18 protein-coding genes, 1 tRNA gene and 1 rRNA gene are annotated in these 23,304 nt (G+C 28.9%); 1 reads left to right on the top strand and 19 read right to left on the bottom strand.

What is annotated here, in order from left to right:
- Positions 1 to 7 precede the first annotated feature (7 nt).
- The 5 genes from ptsP to EXC53_RS03870 form a co-directional block, all read right to left on the bottom strand.
- The gene (ptsP, locus tag EXC53_RS03850) at positions 8 to 1,708 is read right to left on the bottom strand and encodes a phosphoenolpyruvate--protein phosphotransferase (protein WP_119571797.1); all 1,701 of its coding nucleotides are present in this window, start codon (positions 1,706 to 1,708) and stop codon (positions 8 to 10) included.
- Positions 1,709 to 1,950: 242 nt separating this feature from the next.
- On the bottom strand, positions 1,951 to 3,039 hold the full coding sequence (locus EXC53_RS03855; protein WP_119571796.1) for a M42 family metallopeptidase: 1,089 nt from the start codon (positions 3,037 to 3,039) through the stop codon (positions 1,951 to 1,953).
- Between the two features lie 36 nt (positions 3,040 to 3,075).
- A tRNA-Leu gene (locus EXC53_RS03860) sits at positions 3,076 to 3,159 on the bottom strand.
- A 57-nt stretch (positions 3,160 to 3,216) separates the two neighbouring features.
- Entirely contained in the window at positions 3,217 to 3,753 is a 537-nt protein-coding gene (locus EXC53_RS03865) for a DUF4256 domain-containing protein (protein ID WP_119571795.1), read from the bottom strand.
- The gene (locus EXC53_RS03870) at positions 3,753 to 4,250 is read right to left on the bottom strand and encodes a dUTP diphosphatase (RefSeq protein ID WP_119571794.1); all 498 of its coding nucleotides are present in this window, start codon (positions 4,248 to 4,250) and stop codon (positions 3,753 to 3,755) included. Before EXC53_RS03870 ends, EXC53_RS03865 begins: the two co-directional genes overlap by 1 nt.
- Positions 4,251 to 4,346: 96 nt before the next feature.
- On the opposite strand from EXC53_RS03870, the gene rrf reads away from it, so the two are divergent.
- Positions 4,347 to 4,452: ribosomal RNA gene (rrf, locus tag EXC53_RS03875) — 5S ribosomal RNA — on the top strand.
- A 91-nt stretch (positions 4,453 to 4,543) separates the two neighbouring features.
- Here the strand turns inward: rrf and EXC53_RS03880 are convergent.
- From EXC53_RS03880 to rnr, 14 genes are all read right to left on the bottom strand, one after another.
- The gene (locus tag EXC53_RS03880; protein ID WP_119571793.1) at positions 4,544 to 5,521 is read right to left on the bottom strand and encodes a DHH family phosphoesterase; all 978 of its coding nucleotides are present in this window, start codon (positions 5,519 to 5,521) and stop codon (positions 4,544 to 4,546) included.
- Positions 5,521 to 6,486 (bottom strand): DHH family phosphoesterase, encoded by a 966-nt coding sequence (locus EXC53_RS03885; RefSeq protein WP_119571792.1) that lies wholly within the window; start codon positions 6,484 to 6,486, stop codon positions 5,521 to 5,523. Before EXC53_RS03885 ends, EXC53_RS03880 begins: the two co-directional genes overlap by 1 nt.
- Position 6,487: 1 nt before the next feature.
- Positions 6,488 to 7,342, bottom strand: a complete 855-nt coding sequence (locus EXC53_RS03890) for a hypothetical protein (RefSeq protein ID WP_119571791.1) — start codon at positions 7,340 to 7,342, stop codon at positions 6,488 to 6,490.
- Between the two features lie 103 nt (positions 7,343 to 7,445).
- Positions 7,446 to 9,983 (bottom strand): hypothetical protein, encoded by a 2,538-nt coding sequence (locus EXC53_RS03895; protein ID WP_129724754.1) that lies wholly within the window; start codon positions 9,981 to 9,983, stop codon positions 7,446 to 7,448.
- An 11-nt stretch (positions 9,984 to 9,994) separates the two neighbouring features.
- The gene (locus EXC53_RS03900; protein WP_119571789.1) at positions 9,995 to 10,270 is read right to left on the bottom strand and encodes a hypothetical protein; all 276 of its coding nucleotides are present in this window, start codon (positions 10,268 to 10,270) and stop codon (positions 9,995 to 9,997) included.
- Positions 10,271 to 10,282: 12 nt separating this feature from the next.
- Entirely contained in the window at positions 10,283 to 11,305 is a 1,023-nt protein-coding gene (locus tag EXC53_RS03905; RefSeq protein ID WP_119571788.1) for a carbohydrate ABC transporter permease, read from the bottom strand.
- Positions 11,265 to 12,302, bottom strand: a complete 1,038-nt coding sequence (locus EXC53_RS03910) for a carbohydrate ABC transporter permease (RefSeq protein WP_119571787.1) — start codon at positions 12,300 to 12,302, stop codon at positions 11,265 to 11,267. Before EXC53_RS03910 ends, EXC53_RS03905 begins: the two co-directional genes overlap by 41 nt.
- On the bottom strand, positions 12,283 to 14,370 hold the full coding sequence (locus EXC53_RS03915) for an ATP-binding cassette domain-containing protein (RefSeq protein ID WP_119571786.1): 2,088 nt from the start codon (positions 14,368 to 14,370) through the stop codon (positions 12,283 to 12,285). Before EXC53_RS03915 ends, EXC53_RS03910 begins: the two co-directional genes overlap by 20 nt.
- Before the next feature lie 14 nt (positions 14,371 to 14,384).
- A complete protein-coding gene (locus EXC53_RS03920) occupies positions 14,385 to 15,695 on the bottom strand; it encodes a thermonuclease family protein (protein WP_119571785.1) in 1,311 nt (436 codons plus the stop codon).
- A gap of 82 nt (positions 15,696 to 15,777) precedes the next feature.
- Positions 15,778 to 18,045 carry a P68 family surface lipoprotein gene (locus EXC53_RS03925; RefSeq protein WP_119571784.1) on the bottom strand — a complete coding sequence of 756 codons (2,268 nt, stop codon included), beginning with the start codon at positions 18,043 to 18,045 and terminating at the stop codon, positions 15,778 to 15,780.
- A gap of 270 nt (positions 18,046 to 18,315) precedes the next feature.
- On the bottom strand, positions 18,316 to 18,600 hold the full coding sequence (locus tag EXC53_RS03930; RefSeq protein WP_119571783.1) for a putative quinol monooxygenase: 285 nt from the start codon (positions 18,598 to 18,600) through the stop codon (positions 18,316 to 18,318).
- Between the two features lie 18 nt (positions 18,601 to 18,618).
- The gene (metG, locus tag EXC53_RS03935) at positions 18,619 to 20,169 is read right to left on the bottom strand and encodes a methionine--tRNA ligase (protein WP_119571782.1); all 1,551 of its coding nucleotides are present in this window, start codon (positions 20,167 to 20,169) and stop codon (positions 18,619 to 18,621) included.
- 7 nt (positions 20,170 to 20,176) lie between these two features.
- Complete coding sequence (locus tag EXC53_RS03940; RefSeq protein WP_119571781.1) at positions 20,177 to 20,971, bottom strand: tRNA1(Val) (adenine(37)-N6)-methyltransferase; 795 nt, start codon at positions 20,969 to 20,971, stop codon at positions 20,177 to 20,179.
- The gene (gene rnr, locus EXC53_RS03945; RefSeq protein ID WP_119571780.1) at positions 20,937 to 23,159 is read right to left on the bottom strand and encodes a ribonuclease R; all 2,223 of its coding nucleotides are present in this window, start codon (positions 23,157 to 23,159) and stop codon (positions 20,937 to 20,939) included. The genes EXC53_RS03940 and rnr overlap by 35 nt, the downstream gene beginning before the upstream one ends.
- Between the last annotated feature and the right edge of the window lie 145 nt (positions 23,160 to 23,304).

Here is a 23,304-nt window from a genome sequence, read left to right on the forward strand (position 1 = left end):
AGTTTTCTTAAAGAATTTCAGCAAGTAAACTTTCAACTTCTGCTTCACTATCTAGATTTAATGCTTTATTAGCTAATTCTTTCATTTCTTGATATGAAAGTTTATTAACAAATTCTCTTGAAGCTAAAACACTGCTTGCTGACATTGAAAATTCATCAAGTCCTAAACCTAATAATAAAGGTAAAGCTCTGCGATCTCCAGCCATTTCACCACACATACCTGCTCATTTTCCGTGTTTGTGAGCACCATCAATTACCATTTTAATTAATCTTAAAATTGAAGGATTTAAAGGTTGATAAAGATATGAAATGTTTTCATTCATTCTATCTGCGGCCATTGAATATTGAATTAAGTCATTTGTACCAATTGAAACAAAATCAGCATATTTACTAAATTGTTCTGATAAAACAGCTGCAGCTGGTGTTTCCATCATTAATCCGATTTCAATTTCATCAACTTTTGCTATTTTAGAATTTGTTTGAGCAACTTCTTCATAAGCTTCTAAATACATTTTTTTAGCTTCTAAAAATTCTGGTACGTTAGTAATCATAGGGAACATGATTGCAACTTTTCCAAATTCACTAGCTCTAATTAAAGCTCTAAGCTGAGTTTTGAAAATTTCTGGATTTTGTAAACAAAATCTAATTGCTCTATAACCTAAAAATGGGTTAAGTTCTTCTGGGAACTTAAAGTATTTTAAAGTTTTATCTCCACCAATGTCAAGAGTTCTAATAACAACTCTTTTACCATTCATTCCGCTAACAACTTTTTTGTAAGCTTCAAATTGTTCTTCTTCTGTTGGTCAGTGGTCATTATCCATATATAAGAATTCTGATCTAAATAATCCAATTGCTTCAGCATCGTTTTCTAAAACAGATTCTAAGTCTTTAGGTGTTCCGATATTAGCTGCTAATTCAACATGGTGTCCATCAGCAGTTACAGATTGTTGACCTTTTAAAGTTTTAAGTTTATTTAAGTAATCTAAGTAAGCTTGTTTTGCAACTTGGTATTCAGCAATTTCTTGTTCTGTTGGATTAACAACAACTTCACCTGTTGAACCATTTAAGGCAATTAATTGACCTGTTTGAGCAAAGTCCATAACATTGTTAGTTCCAACTACTGATGGAATTCCTAAACTACGAGCCATAATTGCAGTATGTGATGTAGGTCCTCCAATGTTTGTGATAAATCCTTTAACAAATTGTTTGTTAAGTTGCACAGTTTGACTTGGACTAAGATCTTCAGCCACAATAATAACTTCACGGTCAATAGCAGTTAAGTTAGGTTCTTCAATTCCATTTAAAGCAAAAAGTAATTTTTTAAGTACGTCTTTAATATCAGCTGCTCTTTCTTTGAAATAATCATCATCCATAGCTTCAAACATACTTGCAAATTGTTCATAACATTCTTTTGTCGCATATTCAGCAGTTACTTTGTTATTTTGAATATTTGCTGTAATTTGACTAATAGCAGCAGGATCATTAACAATTAACATATGTGCGTCAAAAATAGCTGCATGTTCTTCAGTATCAGCAAAAGATTTTGTTCTTTCTAAGCTAGCTAAAACTTTTGCACGTGCATTTTCATATGTTTCTAATTCCTTATTAACATCTTGAGCATCTTTTGTAATTTCAACTGGAAGTTCTTCAATTTTGAAAACTTCAGCAATAGCAACACCTTTTGATGCACCAATTCCTTTTATAATCATAAAAATCTCCTTAATTTTTGAGTGATATTTCTATTTTAGTTTTTTTAAATTTATAGTCAATTTTTGAAAAAAATCACAAAAATAAAAACATGTAAATATTACCTTATTTTTTCGAAAAATAGTTTATTATTCGTCTTTATTCAACTTATAAACTTCAAAATATGGAAAAAAATCAAATTTATTCCATATTTTGTTTTGCATTTAACTAATTAAAAATAACGCTAATGCGTTATTTTGAATTTTTATTTATAAGAAATTAAATCGTGTTTTTCTGGTGAATATTCTTTTAAGAACTCTGTTAATAAATCGATTGCTGCTTGAATATCAACTAATGAACAAACACCAATTGGACTATGTAAATATCTTTGAGGAAGTGAAATTGTAGTGACACTTGCTCCACCAGGAGCAAATTGTAATTCAGCTGCATCTGTTCCTCCACCACCAGCTACATATTTATAAGCAGGAATTGATTTAGTTTTAGCAATTTCCATTAAAATTTTCACTAGTTTAGGATCAGGTAATGTTCCACCATCTTTAACTAAAATACTTACACCTTTACCAAGAACTGGTGTACCACTTTTAGCTCCGGTTGTATCATGTGCCGCACCTGTATCCAAAGCAAAGGCAACATCTGGGTTTAAAATACCAACAGAAGTTTTGGCACCTCTTGTTCCAACTTCTTCTTGCACTGTACCTACAAAATAAACATCACAAGGTAAATCTAAATCTTCAACATTTTTAGCAATTGCTTCTAATGAAGTGACACCAGCACGGTTATCCATTGATTTTCCACCAATAAGATTGTTTGCTAAGAAAATTGTTTCACCAGATAGTAAAACTTGATCTCCAATTTCAATTCCAGCTTGTTTTACTTCTTCATCTGAACTAAAGCCTAAATCAACAAATAATTCTTCTTGAGTAGTTGCTTTAGCTAACTTTTCTCTTTCCATAATGTGAATTGAAGTATGTCCAAAAACTCCCTCATATCTTTTACCATTACTTCCAGCTACCACAGTTGCTTTTGTTCCAATAACTATTGAAGGTCAAATTCCTCCAATAGTGGTTAATAAAAGATTTCCATTTTTTTCGATACTTCTTACCATGTAACCAACTTCATCCATGTGAGCTGCAATCATCACTTTTGGTGCATTAGCTACTTTTGATTTTTTGTAAAAAATAACTGAACCTAATTTATCTCTTGAAATTTCAAATTTATCACTTGATAAATTTGATTTTAATTCATCAACCACTTTTTCTTCAAAACGAGAAATAGCTTCAATTGACATGTATTTGCTTAATCTTTGTGCTAATTTTTCATATTTGGCATCCATAAAAAGCTCCTTTTAAAATTTGATGTATAAAACATATGGTGCCCTAGACAGGACTTGAACCTGCACGGATTGCTCCAGCGGATTTTGAGTCCGCAGCGTCTACCATTCCACCACTAGGGCAATATACTTGTATATAGATATTATTATAAACCAAAATATATAAAAAAGATAGTTTTACTATCTTAATTTAATTTCTACAAAAGTTCTAAAACCACGAGAACTATAATATGAATCTGCCCCATTATGATAAATAAATGCTCTGCTATATCTCTTATCGCCAAAAATAGCTCCACCTTGATTACGAAGTTCGTTTTCAGTTAATAATCAAGTTGAAGTTTTAGTATCTAAATCGAGATATTTTTGAATTTCAAGATACATTTGTTCATTCAACAAACTTGAACCTAATTTTGCAACTTCTGCTTCAACACTAGAAATTGGAGGAAATTTCTTGCGTTGCTTTCGTGCAAGTTCATCGTAGCAGAGCGAAGCACGAGTAGCTGGGAGGGTTTTATAAAGATCAACATAGTAAAGCTTATTATCTAGTTTTATAAGATTAATCTCACCACCGGTTTTTTCCATTTTCTTTAAGACTTCAAGTTCCTTAGTATTTGTAAGTAAAAATTGTTTAATAAGTGATCAATTTTCATCGATTCCAAAAAGTTGAGAAGTAAGTGTAAATCTTTTTTCAAGTTGATCTAAAAATTCTTTTTCCATTAATAATTTGAATAAAGTCTTTGATAATTTTTTTGATTTTTAAGAAAATAAGCTTGAAAAAGATCTCCATAATTAAAACCTAACATCACAAATGCTCCAAGTGAAATCTCAAAAGCTCTTTGAATTGTTTCTTGATTTAAATTTTTCATTAAATCCGTGATACTAATAAAAAGTTGTTGAAATTGATAGTTGATATCTTGGTTTAAAATTAGCGGTTCAATAACAGGATCGATTCGGTAAGAATAAGCAAAATTAACTAAAAAATGTAATAAATCTGCAAATTCTTCCATGACTGCTTGCCGTTTGATATTTTTATTAATCTTTCAATATTTAAAACTTTGTACTTCATTGATAAATTCACCAGCTTCAACTATTAAAGCAAGAGTTTTTTGAATTTCAACATCTTTTTTTGAAAGATTTGGATTGTTTTTCTTGCGTTTTTCATTAATTTTCTCATCTAGTGATTTTTGCATTTCAAAAATTTCTTTTAAATTCATATTTATTATTATATTAGATATGAAAATTAATTGATTTTTTTATAAGCAAAAAAATAAAAAAATTATTGCATTTTTTAAAAAATAATGTATCATATTCATAGTGGTTATAGCAAAGGGGATCACCTAAATCCATTCCGAACTCAGTAGTTAAGCCCTTTAGTGCCGACGATAGCCGAAAGGTGAAAATAGGGAGCTGCTATTTTTTTATTCTTTTTTTACACTTTGAATCCTTAAAAGGATTCTTTTTTTATTAAATTAAAAAAATAATCAAACAAAAGTTTGATTATTCAAAATTAATTATTTTGTTCGTTTTGATATCTTTGAACTTCAAGAATACAATCATCAATGACTGCTTCTACATCTGCGAATGAATTTAAAATTGCACCAGAAGCTCTTTCATGGCCTCCGCCACCTCATTTGACAGCGACATTCCGCACAATTGGTCCATTTGAACGAAACTCTGTTCTAATTCGTCCATCTTCTTCTTCGGTAAATTGGACTCAAATTGGGTAACCATCAATATTTGCAATTGAATTAACACGAACTGAAGTTTGTGGTGTTTTATTAAAACGGTTAGTATCTTCTAAACTATTTTGAATATAAGCTACTCCGTCACGTGTTTTTAAAGTTGAAATTAATCATGAAGAATATTTTAAATCATCTAGATTTACTTTTGCTAAATTTGTATGAATAAAATCCGCTTCCATTCCTGCATCATATAAATTTGCAGCTAATCTTAAAGTTCTTGCTTTAGTATTATTAAATAAAAAGCGACCACTGTCAGTATTAATTCCTAAGTATAGTAAATTAGCTGCTCTTTGAGTAATTGTTCAGTTATTTGAAATAGCCAATTCAGTAATCATTTCGTCAGCGGCTGCATAAGAACTATCAACTCAGCGAATGCAGTTTTCTCCTAAGTCATCTTCATTTGGATGGTGATCAATTCTAATTACTTGTTTAAATAAATTTTGATCTAAAACTTCACGAAGTTCAATTCTCTCTTTAAAGTTAGCATCGACAACTACTGCTAATGAATTAGACAAAACTTCATCACTAGGTACATTATCCATTTTAAGATTTAAAAAACTAAAAGAGTTTTTAGCATCACCGATTGCATAAACTTTTTTGTTTGGAAAGTTGGTTTCTAAAAGTTCTTTTAAACCAAATTGTGAACCAAGACAATCTCCATCAGGACGAATGTGGTGAAAAATAACGATTGAATCGTATTTTAAGAGTTCCTTAGTAATAATTTCTAAGTTACCAATTTGCATTATTTCTCCCATTCTTGAATAGCTTGATTTAAGTCCGCTAAAACATCTTTAACTTGTGATCATGAATCAAGAGTAATTCCGGCTGCATTATCATGTCCACCACCGTTGTATTTTCTAGCAACTACATTAACAAGTGGTCCATTACTTCTTAAACGCCCACGAACTTTACCATCTTCTAGTTGTACAAATAAAGCTCAACAAGAATTATCTTCAATATTTGCTAATTCATTAACAAAAATAGCTGCTTCTAATGAGTTCATTCCGTATTCTTTTAAAACATCATCATGAATTTCGTAGTATAGAACTCTTCCTTCTTTTTGGAAGTTACTTAAAATTTTTCCAACAAATTTGATGTCTTTAAAACTACGTTTTGAAAGTTCTCTTAAAATATTTTGTGGATGGAAACTTCCTTGTTCCATTAAGAAAGCAACTAATTTGTGAGTACGAGCTGATGTATCTGGGAAAAGAAAACGACCGCTATCAGTATTAATTCCTAAATAAATGTGTGAAGCTGCTTTATTAGTTACTGTTCATTTAGCATCATAAGCTAACTGAGCAATCATTTCAGCGGCTGCTACATAATGTTCATCAATTCAGTTATATTCATATTCAATGTCCGCACCATTTGGGTGGTGATCAATTCTAAGTCTTGCTGTAGTTCTTTTTTCATAAAGTAAGTCTGAACATTCAATCCGATCTCCGCTAGATGCATCAACAACAATTGCAAGAGAATTATTAAAATCAATTTGATCATATGAATTAAATTCATATCCCATAAAATCAAAAACATGTGAATTATCACCGACAGTATAGACTTTTTTATTTGGATAATTTGTTCGAATTAACTCAGCTAGACCAGCTTGTGAACCAAGACAATCTCCATCAGGGCGAATGTGGTGAAAAATAACGATTGAATCATATTTTTCAATAGCATCAATTGCTACTTTTGAATTTCCTATTTGCATATTATTTCTCCTTTAAGTAAGCTTTAATTTGTTCTTCCATTTTTTGTTTGAGTGAGCTATTTTTTCAAAGTTCTAGTTCAGTTTCACTAACATCCCTAGTTAATTTATAGTAATTTAAATATAGTTCTAAATTATCATTAAGTTCTTTAAAGATTTGATCATAAGTAATCCGATCAAAAATCGGATCATAAACTTGTTTCAGATAAAATGCAGTATAAATTTGTTTCATTAAATTTAAAAGATCATCTAAATAAGTTGCAACCACTTGTTTTAAGTTTTGACGATTAACACTAGAATCAAATGTTTCTTGATCTGACTTAGTGATTTTTGAGTTATATTTTGTCGGATGAAGAATTGCGTCCTGGAATTTAACAATTAAATCAACAACATTTTTAGCATCAACCATCGTAGTACGCTCGTAGTTAGTATTAAATAACTTATCACCTCAAATCAATAAATAAGGTTCTTTGGCTGCTTCAAAAGAATTGTAGTAGAATGTTCCATCATTTGCCCGTGCTTGATTTTGAATGTAAGTTTGCATTTTGTTGATAATTGCTAATTTAGTGACAAACAAACTATTTCAATCACGATAATCACGATCGGTTGGTGTTTCCTTAGTTTCTTTTAAAGAACTAAGTAAATTCTGAATATCATAATTTAAACGCTTTGTTGCAACAAGTAGATATAAATACTGGTTATTATCAAGAGATAATTTTTCAAGTTCTTTTTCTTTGTTTTGCAACTTTTGGACTGTTTGATTGAAATTTCCTAAGTCACTACAACTAGTTAACACAAGTGGTGTGCTAGCTACTAAAATAACACCTCAAAAAATGGATTTTTTTTTGAAAAAATTCATATTTATATTTTACTACTTTTTGCATTTTTCGCTCTTAGAATAACTTTGCAATAAAGAAAAAAGCATCAAGAAATGATGCTTTTTAGATTATCTTGGAAGAAAACTAAGGTAATTGATCAAGTAATTTGAAAGTTTTATCAATAGCTTTATCAGGATTAGATGTATCTTTAAATAATTTGAGAACATCTAAATATTTTTGCTCACCTTTTTCATTTTCAAAAACAAGAAAGTAGTAAGGTTTATCATTTTTAATTACTTTGACACTTCCGATTTTAGAAACACCAAGACCGAATAATGTTTTAGTAAATAATTCAACACCAGCTTCATAACTAGCTGATGAACTGTTGCTGTGAACTAAAATTAAACCGTTTGCTCTTGCTAAATCAGCAGCAATTAAAGTTGACATTGAAGCTTTATAGCTTTCAAGATCTTGATCTGAAAGGTTTGGATTACCTAAACTTTCTTTAGTTAAAGCTTTAGCTGCTTTAAAATCTTCAACTGCTTGATGGTATTTTTGCTCTGCAAGATCAAATGCATTTTGATCAATTGAACCTGAAAGGTATTTTAAAAGTTCAGCACGATAAGCATTTGCAGCTGGTCTTAATTTATTAAGAAGAACTTCATAAGCACGAGCTCAGAAGTAAGCATTTGAGTATTCTCTTTGATTTTTCTCAACAGTTCTACGATTTCTTTCGATTTGAGTTTGTAAACTTTGAATCTCTTTTTCGTTAGCTTGATTACTGAGTTGTAAATTCTTCAATTTTGCTTCATTTTCACTTAATTTAACTTGTGCGTCTGTTAATTTTTTACGTTTATCACGAACATTAAATTTAAAGTTTGCATAACTACTTAAATAAATTAAGTCAGGAAAATTTTCAACAAATTTCACACTATGTGCTAAAAACTCAGAACTTAAAGCTTCAACATAAGCTTCCTCAATTTGATAGTCAAAACTTTCATCTATGTTTGCAAATTGCTTAATTTTACGATTAAGATTTTCACGAATCTCTCATAAAAGTTGACGGTTAGCTGAATTCTCTACATTAATTCCTGTTGAAGTTAAAGTGCTATAGTATGAATTTAGCTCTTGAGAAAATTCTGGATCTTGAATTTTGTCATAATCTAAAATTCTTTGAGCTTGTAAAACCAAATCTAATGTTTCAATTAAAAATGTTTGATAATGCACTCTAATGTTTCCAGAAGCTGGATCTGAATTACTCATTCATTCATTAAGAGTTAATTTTGGAAGAATTGGGTTATCAAAAAGTCTAAACTCATCACTTTTACTTGATAAAGTAAACACTGGATTTTGAGAAACTAATAAATATGTTGGACCAAAACCTGAAGTAATACCATTTTGTGAGTCAGGATTAATTTTATATTCATATTGTGAATAGAAATCAAAAACTGCTTGTAAAGCTAAAGTTGGTGATTGATCAACTAAAGCCATATTTAAGGAATTTAATTTTAAAGCTGCTAGTACTTTTTGTTCTGCAAGTTGAAATTCTTTAGTCGGAATTCCGTTATATGGACGGTTGTAATTGAAATTAAAAGTGAAGCTTTTTGTAGTTGTATCTTCAATAATTAAATTGTTTCGTACAAATTGTCCATTTTCAAAAACATCATTTTGTTTAAAGTATCAACCAAAAGGTGTGTTATTTAAATAATTAGCAACCACATCATAAACTTTTTGATATGTAATAACTTGGTTAGAATTTGATAAATCTCAATAAGTAAATTTAACTAATTTTTTTAAGTTATTGTAAATATTAATTGGGGTTGCATTTCATTTTTTTTCAATATCAAAATTATTGATTTGAATATTTTTAAAACTTACTTTTGGTGCTTGTAAATTTTGAAAAATGTTAATTAAAAGATCTTTAATTTTAACAACACCTAACTCATATGAACCTCATGCTGCTGCTGATTTTGTTAAATCAAAATAAGATTCATAATCACTTGGATTGTAAGATTTGATTAAACCTTCTTGATTTGCAGCTGCTTTGATATAATCATAAGCTTCATGAAGATCACGAACAAGTTTAACATCATTTGTACCGAAATTAGCACTGAAAGCTTCTCAATTTGCGGAATTTTTAATTCCATCAACAACTTGTTTTAGATTTTTGTATCCTAAAAATTCTGGTGTATAAGTAAAGTAATTACTTAAATCTTGATTAATTTTAACAGTTGTCAAAATTAAATCTGAACGAGCAGGATCTTTTCAAATTGGATTTTGTGTTACACGTGCAATTTCTTCAATTTTTTGCTCATTTAATTTTACTTGCGGAACAACAATTTTATTGATTGTCTGATTTGAATTTGTAAAAAGACCACTTGAACCACGTTTTAAGTGATCATTATTAACTAAATGATCTCCTTTTAAGTTGAAATTAAATGTAGAAAGTGTGTAAGTTAAAATATTTGAATTATAAAGATCATTTTCGAATTTAATTAAATTAGAAATATGATAATTTGAATTAGTTTTTGTTAATTTAGGTCTTCTTTGATAAGGATTGTTAGAAAAGTATTCTTGAGCATATTGAACTGTTTTGTCTTCACTTCTTAAACAAGAAACAAGACTAAATGGTAAAGCAGCACTTACAAGAGCTGAACTAAATAATAGTGTAAATTTTTTCATTTTTCTCATAATTAGATAAAAACATCAGCGTATCTTCATGATTTTAAACCAGCATAACTAATTACAATACCGATTAAAAACATTAAACAACTAAATGCTAAACCTCCTATCATGTATGCTTTTGAAAAATATCAAACTTTAGTAATTTCATTATCTAAAGAAACTTTATCAAGCAATCCTAACATATTATTAACCTTTGCAATATAGATAGAAAGAACAATCATACTTATAAAAGCAATCACAGTTACAATAACTCAAAGAACAACTTTACGTTTATAATTTTTCATTTTGATTGCCTCCTAACCTTTAATTGTTGAACCTTGTCTACTAATTGCGGCCATAATTCTTCTTCTGAAAATTAAGAACGCAACAAACATTGGAAGAAGTGACATAATATTTGCGGCCATTCTTATGTTTTCCAAACGAGGAGCATCTGGGTGATCTTTATCAAGTCCAGCGTTGAATAATCAAACTGAAAGAACTTGATGTTTTTCGCCCCCGATTGTTTCAATAATAGATGGTCATAAGTAGGCATTTCATGATACAAGAGATGTTAAGATTACGATGGTAAGTGTAGTTGGAACAACCATTGGGAAAGCAATTTTAAATAAATATTTTGCTCCACCTGCTCCATCAATTAACGAAACTTCTTTAATTCTTCCAGGAATAGTTTCGAAAGCATTTTTATACATTGTGGCATTAAAAATACTTGCTGTAAATGGAAATGCTACGGCTAAAATAAATCCTAAATATGTTTTAGTTAATCCTGAACGTAAAACAACAATATATTGCCCTGAAAGTAAGGCCACTTCAGGTAAAACTAAAAGTGATAAAGCAATAAATCAAGCAAGATTTTTTCCTCTTCAATTTTTAAGAGAAAAAGCATATCCCATAAAGAAAGTTACAAAGATTTTAAGAACAATTGAAATCACAACGTTTAAAACTGTTAATAATAAAGCATTAAAGTAACCACTAGCTGCCGCTCTACTATAAGTGTTTTTAACAACATCACCTCATGATTCAATAAATTGGTTACCAACCCCTAAAACATAAGATTTTCCAGGTCCAAAACTTGGTAAAAGTCTTGATTGAACCCGAATTGCTTCGATTTCACTATCACTCATAAATGACATTAAAATCATTAAAACGAATGGGAACAAAATAATTGCACCAAAAAGACATAATAATAAAAGTTTAAGCATTCCAAAAATAATTACTGAACTAGCTGATTTGTCGTGTACTTGAGATGAAACTGTTTCTTGGTTTTTTCTTAGTCTGAATTTATAGACTCTTCTTTGAATTCATAACTTTAACTCAAACATTTCTTTCTCCTAAATTATTTAATGTTAATTGCATCATAAAGAATCCACCTCTAACAATTGATGAGAAGGTCACCCCAACAATGAAAAGAGATAAACTCGCTGCACCAGCCATGTAAATATTTGGGCTAGTTTTAGTCATCAAGTACACATACATCATAAGTGAAGCACCACCATTATTGAAAGCGTCAATAGGACGGTTATCAAATAAAGCAAGTGGGAATACTTTTAATCCTCCGATAATACCAAGAGTAATTAAAAAGTTAATAGTTCCACGAATTGAAGGTAAAGTAATTCTAAAGAATTGTTTTATTTCTCCACAACCATCAATTGAAGCTGAACGATATAAGTTCTTATCAACTCCAAGCATAGCTGTAGTAAAAATTAAAATATTAAATGCAAGACCACTTCAAATACCATTTAAAGTCATTGCAAATAGAGCATAAAAGGTATTTTGATCTCCACTTCTTAATCAGTTAATATTTGTTCCTAAAAGATTATTGATTAAACCATTTTGACTAAATAATTGCACAAATGTTAAACTAACTGCAACAGCGTTAGTTACATAAGGCATGAAAAAGATAGTTTGTCAAAATCCTTTCGCTGCTTTACGATAAAGTTTAGCGATAACTGATGAAATCACTAACGCTAAAACCATAACAAATGGTAATTGGAACATTCCATAAATAAATGAGTTTCTTACCCCAACAGCAAAACGTGAATCACTAAAAACATCAACATAATTTTCAAATGTTCAAGCTCCAGTTTGATTACGAAATGAATTGTAAAGGTTGTAAAACATAGGGATAATAGTAAAAGCTAAAAGTAATAATAATCACGGTGTAAGTAATAATAATGGTTTTCAAAAAGGTGTTCGACTTTCTAAAATAGAATGTGAAAGCGACATTCTTCTTGAAATTTGTTTTTTAGCAATTCAAGAATGAAGAAAAGGTAGTTTATAAGTTAAAGTCGAGAAAAAGCTATTTCTTGAGAACTTCATATTCTAATCTTTCTTCAGTTTCTTGATTGAAGATATGTAATTTATGAATTGGTAAATCAAAGAAAATCTCATCACCAATTGCAAAAACATAATCATTATCCAATAAGAAGTTAATTCTTCCTACATTTGGAACTTCAACAACTAACTTACTTTCTTTTCCAAAGTTTTCTTGAACAACTACTTTTCCAGCAAAATGATAATCTTCATTTGCTTGCTTAATAACAAAATCTTCTGCACGAACACCAACATTTAAGCTAGCTTCACTAAGATTTGGAATATTAATTGCACCAATTTCTTTCCCAGCAACAACTAATTTATTGTTTTTTAATTCTGAGTGCATAAGACCCATTTCAGGCATACCGATGAATCTTGCAACAAATTGATTTCTTGGTTTATTATAAAGTTCTAATGGTGAACCAATTTGTTGAACTTTAGCCATAGACATACATACAACAATATCTGAAATTGACATAGCTTCTTCTTGATCGTGAGTAACAAAAACAGTTGTAATTCCTAAAGATTGTTGAATTTGTCTAATTCATTGACGAGTAGAAATACGTAATTTTGCATCAAGGTTTGAAAGTGGTTCATCCATTAATAAGATATCTGGTTTTTTAACAATCGCACGAGCAATAGAAACACGTTGTTGTTGTCCACCTGATAAACGAGTTGGTTTCTTTTGTAAAATTGGAATAATTTCAACTTTTTGTGCCACTTCCATAACTTCGTTATGAATTGCTTTTTTAAATGAAATGTTAAGTTTTGAAAGTTCTTTTAATTGAGCTTTATCATCTTCTGTGAAGTGAAGTTCATCTAAATCAGATTTCATAACTTTATTTAAATTATATTTAGCAATTGCTTCTTTTGTTAAATTATTAAAATGCTTTTTAGCAATAAATACTAAATTTTTACTATCTTTAAGTAAAGTATTGTATTCAACATTTGTTTTAATAGCCTGTTTAAAAGCAACTTTTTCTTGAAGATAATTTTCTTTAGTTTCTTTAATTAAAATTGCATATTTAGCTTTAATTTCTTGGTTTTTTGTGACATATTTATATCTAGCAATTAATTTACTAATTTTATCTTCTAATTTAATTGCTTTCACTCTATCTTTAAGAGTAAGAGTATTTAAATCAAGTGAAATTAACTCTGCATTTATTTGAGTTAATTTTGCAATTTCCTGCTCAATTTTATCATTTGATAAGTTTGACTTAAATTTAAGAGGACTCTTTTTAATTTCTTCTAATTTTTCAGAAGATTTAAGATTTGAAAGTGTAATTAAATTGTGTTTAAGATCTGTTTTATATTTGTCTGTTGTTTCCAAAATGATTCTCTTAGTGTTAGCATTAATGTCTTTAATCATTTTCATTAAGTTTTTAGCTAAAAGAGAATATTCTGAGTTTTCATGTACTGTTGTAACTTTGTATTGTGTATGAGCTTTCTCTAATTTGTCAATAAGACTTGCATAAAGTTCAACAAGCTTTCTTTGACCTTCTCTCTGAATAATTGCTCAATTTTCATAGGCCTTTTTAAGCTCTTGAATTTCTTTTTCTTCTGCCCCTAATTTTCTAAGGTAAAGAATTCTAATATCGTTTTTAGCACCTTCTTTAGTCATCAAAGTCTTAATTTGTCAGTTAATATCGTTTTTAAGTGGGAAAGCAATATTATCATAAACACTCATATGTGGATAAAGTGCATAGTTTTGGAACACAAAACCTAATTTTCTTCTTTGTGGTGTATATTCTGTAACATCTTTTCCTTTAAATAAAATTTTTCCAGATGTGACTGTTAAAAGACCAGCAATTGCATTTAAGGTTGTAGTTTTCCCGCTTCCTGATGGTCCAAGTAATGTTACTAATTTACCATCTGGAATTTTAAAATTCGCATTATCAACTGCAAGAGTTTCACCAAAATCAATGTTTAAATCTTTTAATTCAATCACAGGAATTTTATCTGAATCTATAGATTTAAATTTTTGAACATATTTTTCAATTTTAGCTAAATCTTCTGGATTTACTTTAATTGAAGATTCGTGAATCTTATCAATTAGAAATTTTAATAATTTCATAATTTCCTTTCTTATTAATTATTACCTTCAAGAACATCTTTAATAGTTTCTTGTTTAGGATTTACTTTTTTTGCGTCATCTCAAAAAATTCATCATTTTTCATTTTGTTTTTTATTGTAAAGATATTTAGTTACTTGATCAACACTATTTATATAGTGGAAAAATCCTCTACGATTTTTGATTGCATCATTAAATGCTGTTCGAATTTTTGGATAAATTAAATTCTCATAAGTATTTGGTTCTTTTAAAAGACCAAGAGCATTCGAAGCAGAATCCATAGGATATGTGTATCCTGCTCTTACAATTTCTACATTATAAGAATATTTATAACCATCACCAAAGAAAATATCCGCAGTAATTCTTCCGTAAGCATCTTTGTCTGTTTTATCTCCAAATGCAATTCTAACTGGGATAACTCTTTGTCCATCTTTTTCTATCTCAAATGATTTGAATAATTTCTTTCCTCAAGCACTTGAAAGTAGTGCAAATGAATATTCAAATGGAGAAGATTGATTTTCTTGAATTGCTTTTTCTGGTGTATCAATACCCATTAAACGAATTTTAAATTGTTTACCTTGATCATCAAATTCACTAATTGTAAAAGTATCTCCATCACTAAAATCTACTAAAAAAGTTTCAAAATGTTTTACTTTTGATCAATCAATTTCAATTGGTTGGAATAATTCTTTATTAATTGTAACTTGATCTAAGTATTGATTTAAAGTTGGAGTGACTGGTTGATCTCATTCATATTCTTTATTAAGTTTTTCTTCATAATCATTCATTTGGTTGATAGATAATCCATCTAAATTAGAACTATATGAAATAACGAAAGCACTTTTAATTGATTCGACATTTCCAAAATGTGAATCCTCAGGAATTCTTCCTTCTGGTTGTTTTCCGTATTTACCTAAATTAAGTTTAGGTAAAATTCTTGATTGAAACTTAATTTTTTTATCATTAATTTTTAAATAAAATTCTTTTGGATAACCCTTAATTTTGTCCGGAGAAATAAATAAAGATCCATTAGTTTCTTTTTCATAAGTTAAGTTTGCGAATAACTTAGGTTTAACTGTTTCTTCTAAAAATTGTTTTAAATTGTTTTTTGATTCTGTCTTAGCAGCTGCGTCTTTTCCTTCTCAAACAAATTTGTAATATTTAATTCCTGTGCTTGATTGCATTAATTTCAAACTTACATTAATTGGTTTAGTTGAGTCTTTTATATCAAATGTTAATTTTTTTTCTTGGTGACAACTAACTGGCAACGCTACAATTGGGACCAAAAGAGAAGAAGTTAAAAGATATTTTGTAATTTTCTTAAACATTATAATCCTCACAATTAGAAAAATATAATTTGCAACAAGTGCAAACTATATTTTCTTTTATTTATTTTTAATACTGATAACCTTATTTTCCAATTTGGATTTTATCAATAAAGTTTGCGTAACTCATTGTTCCTTTTGAATCTTGTAATGAGTTGAATGCACTTTCAATGCTTTGTCTAAATGCATTTGCCTTAGTTGTACCTGGTTCTGAATAAATTACTGTATCTGATGAATCTGAAGCTTGTTTAAACATTTCGAAAGCTGTTTTAAGATAAGCATTGTCATCAAATGCAGCTGTTACTTGTTCTGCTGTTTTGTTTTGGAATCCGTTTGTTGGATTAATGTAGTTCATTGCTTTTTCTAAATATTCACTTGGAGTAAATGTTCCTTTTCCATCAAAATTATATTTTGTTGTTGATGTGACTAATCATTTAACAAATAATCTTGTTGCTTCATCATCTGTTTCATTTGCGTGAATTCCAATAATTGAAGGTCCTTGTCCAAATACTACATTTTTAGGTGATGTTGCTTTTCATTTTAATGGTGTTGGAAGTGTAAATAACTCATGCTTTTCAAGTAATTGTTGAAGTGATTTTTCTGATTTTTGGTAACCAAGAGCTGCAAGCTCATTTTCTAAATTATTACCTTGTGCATCTTTAAAGAATAACACTAAGTATTCTGTTGTTCCTGATGTTACAAGTTCTGCATAATGAGTTGATTCTTTAAATGTGCTATAAAGTGCTGGTGTTTTCTTATCGTAATTTACAAGTGCAATTACAGATGAGTTATCTTCTTTAGCTTGTGCATACATTTCTCTAAGTTTTGCTTCTGATTCAGCATCAAGAGCTTTTAATTGATATGCAGCTAATTCTGCGTCAGCAGGTAAAATTGCGTTTTTGTATTTACCTACATATCCAATCGCATTTGCAACTGCTTTAAAGTTTTTTCCACTAGGTGTTTTTTGAACAGTTCTAAAAGTTCCGGTATCTTTTGATAAATCATTATTAAGTCTAAGTGTTGGTTTACCTGAAATTTCAAAAGCTGAGCTTGCACCAGTTACGAAGTTATGTGAATAACCAGCTGTTGAACCAATTGAAAATGCAAACTTATGGTTAATTTGATCTGTAGAAGCAAATTGTCCTCCAGGAAGAAGTTTTAAAGAGTTATTTTTAACGCTTGTCGCAAATCTTCCTACAACTTCTGCTGATTTAACTGAAGCAGGTGAGTTTGTGTTGTGTAATGGTCTGTAATCAATATTTACATGTTTTGTATTACTATCAACATTAACTGCTGCAATCATTTCTGAATCTTTAGCATTTAATTCTGAGTAAATTGCTGTTTCATAAATTGAAACTGCTGAGTCAAATCCAACGATGTGTAATTCTGAATCTGGGTTTGAAGAGTTAACAAATAATTTTTGTGACATGTCTGCAAAATCTAACATTGCTGAGTAAGATTTGAAAATTGCATCTGTAATTACAAATCCATTAACAACTTCTCTTACATTTGCAGAAGGTGCACCTCAAATTGACTTAACAGCTGCTTCGTCTTTTTTACCAGCTTCTTTAATTTTATTAACAAAATCTGTCGCTGATGCATCTACGCTACCACCATTTTCTACAATTGTGTTAAAAATATATGCTAAAACAGGGGCATTTAAAGCAAGAACAAGTGTACTTTTAAATTGAGGAAGTAAAACTGTTGAAGGGTTAGCAACATTTTCGATTGTGTAGTTTTCTACTGTAAAACTTGAAGAATAATTTGTAATATCTAAGTTATCGTTTCCATTAGAGTTGAAACTTAATAACATATCTTTTTCTGCTAATGAAGCTGCAACCGCTGCATAGTTAATTGTAAGGTTAACAAAAGAATCTGTATCTCTTCCTTGAAGAGAACGATCGATTGATTCAGCACCACCTTGGTATCCTGAACCTAATCCTTTAATATTTCATTTTTTAGCTTTACTTGGTTCAATTAAATCTTGACTTCTAGAATCAACTAAGTTATTGTAAACTTTCACTAATGAAGCGACAGCTTTAGCTTGTGCACCACTTTCACTAAATGTGTGACCAATAACTAATGTTTCTTTTACGCTTTGATTAAATTTACCAGAAACACCAGGGTTAATTTCATCTCTGTTTTCAATTCTTTCATCTTCTGTAATACTATTGATGTAAGATTTAAAATCAAGACCTGTACCACCTGGATTTCCAGGTGTACTTGGATTACTTGGGTTTGTAGGTGTAGTTGGCTTACTTGATGTTTTACCACATGCTGCTGATACTAATGGTAAAGCAGCCATTGTAAGTCCTGCAAATCCTAAAAAATATTTTTTCATTTTTTTGTTCATTTTTTGGTTACTCCTTGTGTAACAATATTTTTAAAGTTTATAAGACATCTTTTAAACTTATACTAACAATTTTATAAAACAAATAAAGTTGCAAGAATTCATTAAAAATAGACATGCAACTTTATATTTTAGAAACCTTAAACACTAATTAAAGATTTCATTTATATTATAAGGTATTAAATAATAAAACACTGAATAAGGTGGGTAAATAAAAATTTTTTTCATATTATTTCCACATTTAAAGTAAAAAAATAAAAAAATAGCAAAATGCTATTTTATTGTTGTAAATTGATACAAATTAATTACTTTTTTAGACATTTTTTCTAATGTTTCAATTTCTTCTTTAAACTCTGGGTTTCTTAAATAATCCTGACAATCTTTTTCTGTTGATCATCTTTCAACTAAAACCACTTTATCATCTTCTTGAATTCCGTATTCGAATGAAAGATTCATTTCTAACATGCGAGTTTTCTTAGTTAAAACATAAAGATAATCTAAAAAAGGTTTCATTTTTTCCGGATTAATGACATATGTAGTTGCCTTAACAAAAATCATAATATCACTCCTTTTTTATTATTTTTTAATTCTTTCAAAGAACATGAAAGAATCTGCCTGATTAATGTTATCAAATTTAGCGAAATTATCAATAAAATCTAATGAAAAACTATTAACATTCAATGCTTTTTCCACATCACGAATTTTTTGCGGTAAAACCACTTGTAAATAAGTACTTACTGCATAAATTCCATTGAGCAATCTTACTAAAATTTGTTCTAATCTAGATAAATCATCTTTTAAGGTTCAAGGTTTAGTTTCGTCAATATATTTATTTAATTCACTAGCTAAATTAATTGCAACTTTTAAGGCTTTATCAATCTTAAATTGATCAAAGTTTTTAGTATATTCACTTTTTGATTCTAAAATTTTACTTTCAATAAGTTTATCAACTTCTAAATCTGAAACTTGATAATGAAGTGGATTAGTAAATGAATTTGATTTCATTTTTAAAGTACGAGAAACTAAATTTCCAAAATTATTAATTAAATCTGCATTAATAACATCCACGAAACGATTTTCATCAAAATTAGCATCATCTCCTAAAACAAATTGTGAAGTTAAGAAATACTTAATCATTTCAGGATGGTATTTACTTAATAATTCGTATGGATCAACAATGTTGTTTAGTGACTTAGACATTTTTCGTCCTTGGGCATCAGCAATTCAACCGTGAGCTTGAATTGTACTTGGAAGTCTTAAATTTAAAGCTTTAAGAAAAATTGGTCAATAAATCATGTGAAAACGAGCGATTTCTTTTCCTAAAAGATGAACCACTTCTGTGTTTGGATCTTGTCAAAAGTTTTCAAATAATTCAGGTTGTTTTTGATTTTGGGGATCATATCCAAGAGCAGTAATGTAGTTGCAAAGAGCATCAAGTCAAACATATAAAGTATGCTTAGGATCTTCTAATGTCTTAATTCCTCATTCGACATTAGTACGAGTAACTGATAAATTGTCAAGGTCTTTTAAAAGAAAGTTATTCATCATTTCATTAACTATTTTTTGCGGTAAAACAAAATTTGGATGAGTCTTAAAATATTCGATTAATCACTCGCTAAACATTTTCATGTCAAAGAAATAACTTTCTTCAGCAACATTAATTAACTCATGACCACTTGTTGGGTGATAAAATTTTCCATCTTTATGTACTGCTTGTGTTTCTGTTAAAAACTCTTCATCACTAACTGAATAAAGACCTTGATACTGATCTTTATAAATATATTTTTGGTCAAGAAATTGACTAAAAATATGTTGAATACTTTGTTTGTGTTTAAGATTAGTGGTTCGTGAATATAAATCATAATCAATTCCAAAATCTACTCACATTTGTTTATATTTCTGACAAAGTTCATCAACAAAAAGTTGTGGTTCTTTGCCATTTTCAGTTGCTTTTTGGAAAATTTTTTGTCCGTGTTCATCACTTCCTGTTAACATTAAAACTTCATAGCCAGCAAGTTTTTTATAATTCGCAATTGTTCAAGCTAAAGTGGTTGTGTAAAGATGGCCGATATGTAAATTACCACTTGCATAATAAATTGGTGTTGTTATATAAAATCTTTTTTTCATAATTTAATTACACTTTCTTTGGGATATATAATTCTTTAATTTCTGGTAAATAATCATGATTGTTTAAATCATCTTCAGGATGTAAGTATAAATTAGGTAAAAAATGTACTCCTCAACCTGAGTTATAACGAGCTTCAATTAAAACAAATTTTGGTTTGTCTTTGATTCGAGGCAAAATTTGTTGGATTCGTTTTGGTTCAAAATTATACTTACGCAAAGACACAAAAGCGTCAACCATACGTTCGACAGGTAAAACCATTGTTAAAAATCCTTTTTGCTCAATAATTTTTGAACAACCTAAAATTAATTGCTCTAAATTTAAGTGAATTTCATGAGTAGCAATTAATTTTTCCTTAGAAATATTTTTCTTTAATTTAGTTTTATCATACGGATAAAAAGGTGGGTTACAAAAAATGGTTTGATATTTTCGTTTTGCATTTTTTGTATGTTCTTTTCAAAAAAGATTAAAGTCATTATTAATAATTTGAATTTGATCTTCTAAACTATTTAATTTAACATTTTCACTTGCTAAAACTGCTGCTTTAGTTTGAATTTCTAAAGCATCAATTTTTAAATTCTTATTTCTAGATGCAACAAAAATACTTAAAGCTCCATTATTTGCACCAACTTCTAAAGCTCTTGTAATTTTAGAATTTAAATAGATAAAATTACCAAGCAAAATTGTATCAACTGAGTAATTGAACATATCCTTATCTTGGTAAATAAATAAATTTGAATCAAAACCTAATGAATTTTTTTCTAATCTTCTATTTGCGAATTCTATCACGTTTTTTATGTTCATTTTTACCACTTTGTTTTGAATTTTGGTTTTTGGTTTGATTTTCTAAATATTGTGGATATAAATCTGCTAAAACACAATCTACTTTTCCTTCAACTAAATCAACACCAACAACAACAACATCAACATAATCACCTAATGTGAATGTGCGTTTTGGTGAAACTAATTTAGTTAAAGTTTCGTTAGCTTCATATTCTCCGTCAAATAAATTAGTACGATGAACTAATCCGCTAGCTTTAAATTCAAATTCAACAAAAAATCCAAAATTTAAAATACTTAAAATTTGAGCTTTAAATTGTTTTCCAATTTGATTTTTCAGAAATTCAGCAAATTTTAAATCATTAACATTTCTTTCAATTTGAACCGCTTTTTGTTCACTTCGAGTATTTAGATCTCCAAAAGTTGCAAGTTGATCTTTAAAGTCTTGCAATTGATCTGTTTGATTATTGATAATGAAATTACGAATAACTCTATGAATAACTAAGTCCGGATATCTTCGAATTGGGCTAGTAAAGTGACAGTAATAATCACTCGCAAGTCCAAAGTGCTTAATGTTATCTGGTGAATAAATTGCTTTTTGCATTGTTCTTAAAAAAAGCAATTTGACAAAATCATCACTTCTTTGGCGTTTAACGCTTTCAACTAAATCAGAAAAATTATGTGGATTAATATTGTTTTCATTTAAATCACCCATTGAGATATTAACAACGCTTAAAGCATTTCTTAAATTAACAAGTTTGTCACCATCAGGTTTTTCATGAACTCTATAAAGCACAGGTAGTTTATGATCATAAAGATATTTAGCAACAGTTTCATTAGCCCGAACCATGAAGTCCTCAATTAAAACTTCACTGAATCCACGTTTATTAATAATAATTTCTCTAACTGTTCCGTCTTGATTAAGTTTAATTTTCGGTTCATCAATTTCAAAGTCAACATAACCTTGTTTAATTTTATACTCATGTAAAATTAAACTTAGTTCTTTAGCTTGATTGAGCATTGATTTTAATTTAGAAACTTTCTCTTGATCATGATAATCTTCATTGATTAAATTGGTTTCAAAATATTTATCAACTTGTTTATAAGTTAATCTAAATTGTGAATTGATAATTCCTTGGAATAATTTAGTTTTTAAAGTTTCTCCTTGCGGATTAATCTCCATCTCACATGCTAGAACAAACCGATCTTCATTAGGATTAAGTGAACAGATTCCATTTGAAAGTTCTTCTGGTAACATCGGAATTACACGATCAACTAAATAAATACTTGTTCCACGGTTTAAAGCTTCCTCATTAATTTTTGTATTTTCACGAACATAGTAAGAAACATCAGCGATATACACACCTAAAAAGAAATTACCATTAGCCAATTTCCTTACTGTAATTGCATCATCAAAGTCTTTGGTATCATCTCCATCAATTGTAACAATCATTTGATCTCTTAAATCAACTCGATTAGTTCAATCTTCATTTGCAATCGTACTTGGAATTGATTTAATTTCTTCTTCTAATGTTGTTGGAAATCCGCTAGGTGCTTTAATTTGTTCTAAGTATGACTTGACAAAAACCATCGGATCAGCTTCGTTGGTAATAACTTTTGCAATTTGAATAAAAATATTGCGATCTTCATATTTGATAATTTTAGCAACAACTAAATCATTTAATTTGGTTTGCACAAGTGACGATACTATTTTATATTGCATTCATTTGTATCTTTCGTCAACTGGAACAAAATAAGTTGTAGTATTTTTTTGTTTAATAAATCCAATAACTTCTTCGTTCCCACGTTCAAGAATTTTAGTGATCACTCCGTGTGTTAAATCTTGTTGTTTACTTTTGGGGTTAACATAAACATTAACTTCAACTGTATCTCCATGCATTGCTCCATTAAAATTAAAGTTTTTAATGAAAACACTCTTTTTAGTTTTTGCTTCTTCATCAATATCATAATCAACAAACCCAAAAGAACCTTTTTGCGAAACACTTAAAACACCCTGAATTGTTTCTTGTAAAATTGGTGCATAATATTCGTCTTTATTATTTTTAAAAATTTTGTACTCTTTAAGTAAAATTGACAAAATATTGGTTAAATCCTTATTGTTTCGTACTGAAATACGAAAATGCTTAGCAATATCTAAGAAAGATCTTGATTCTGCACTTTGGATATATTGGTAAATTTTTTCCTGATTCATTATTAAATTTAATTACCTTTCAATTAAATATTACGCTCTTTGTAATATATTATTTATATTTTATATAATATCTATTTTTTATTAAACGATTAATTAAAATAATCTTTCTTAATTAAAAAATCTTACCTTTAAAAGATAAGATTTT

The organism is Mycoplasmopsis gallopavonis, assembly GCF_900660635.1.
Classification (GTDB): Bacteria; Bacillota_I; Bacilli_A; order Mycoplasmatales; family Metamycoplasmataceae; genus Mycoplasmopsis; species Mycoplasmopsis gallopavonis.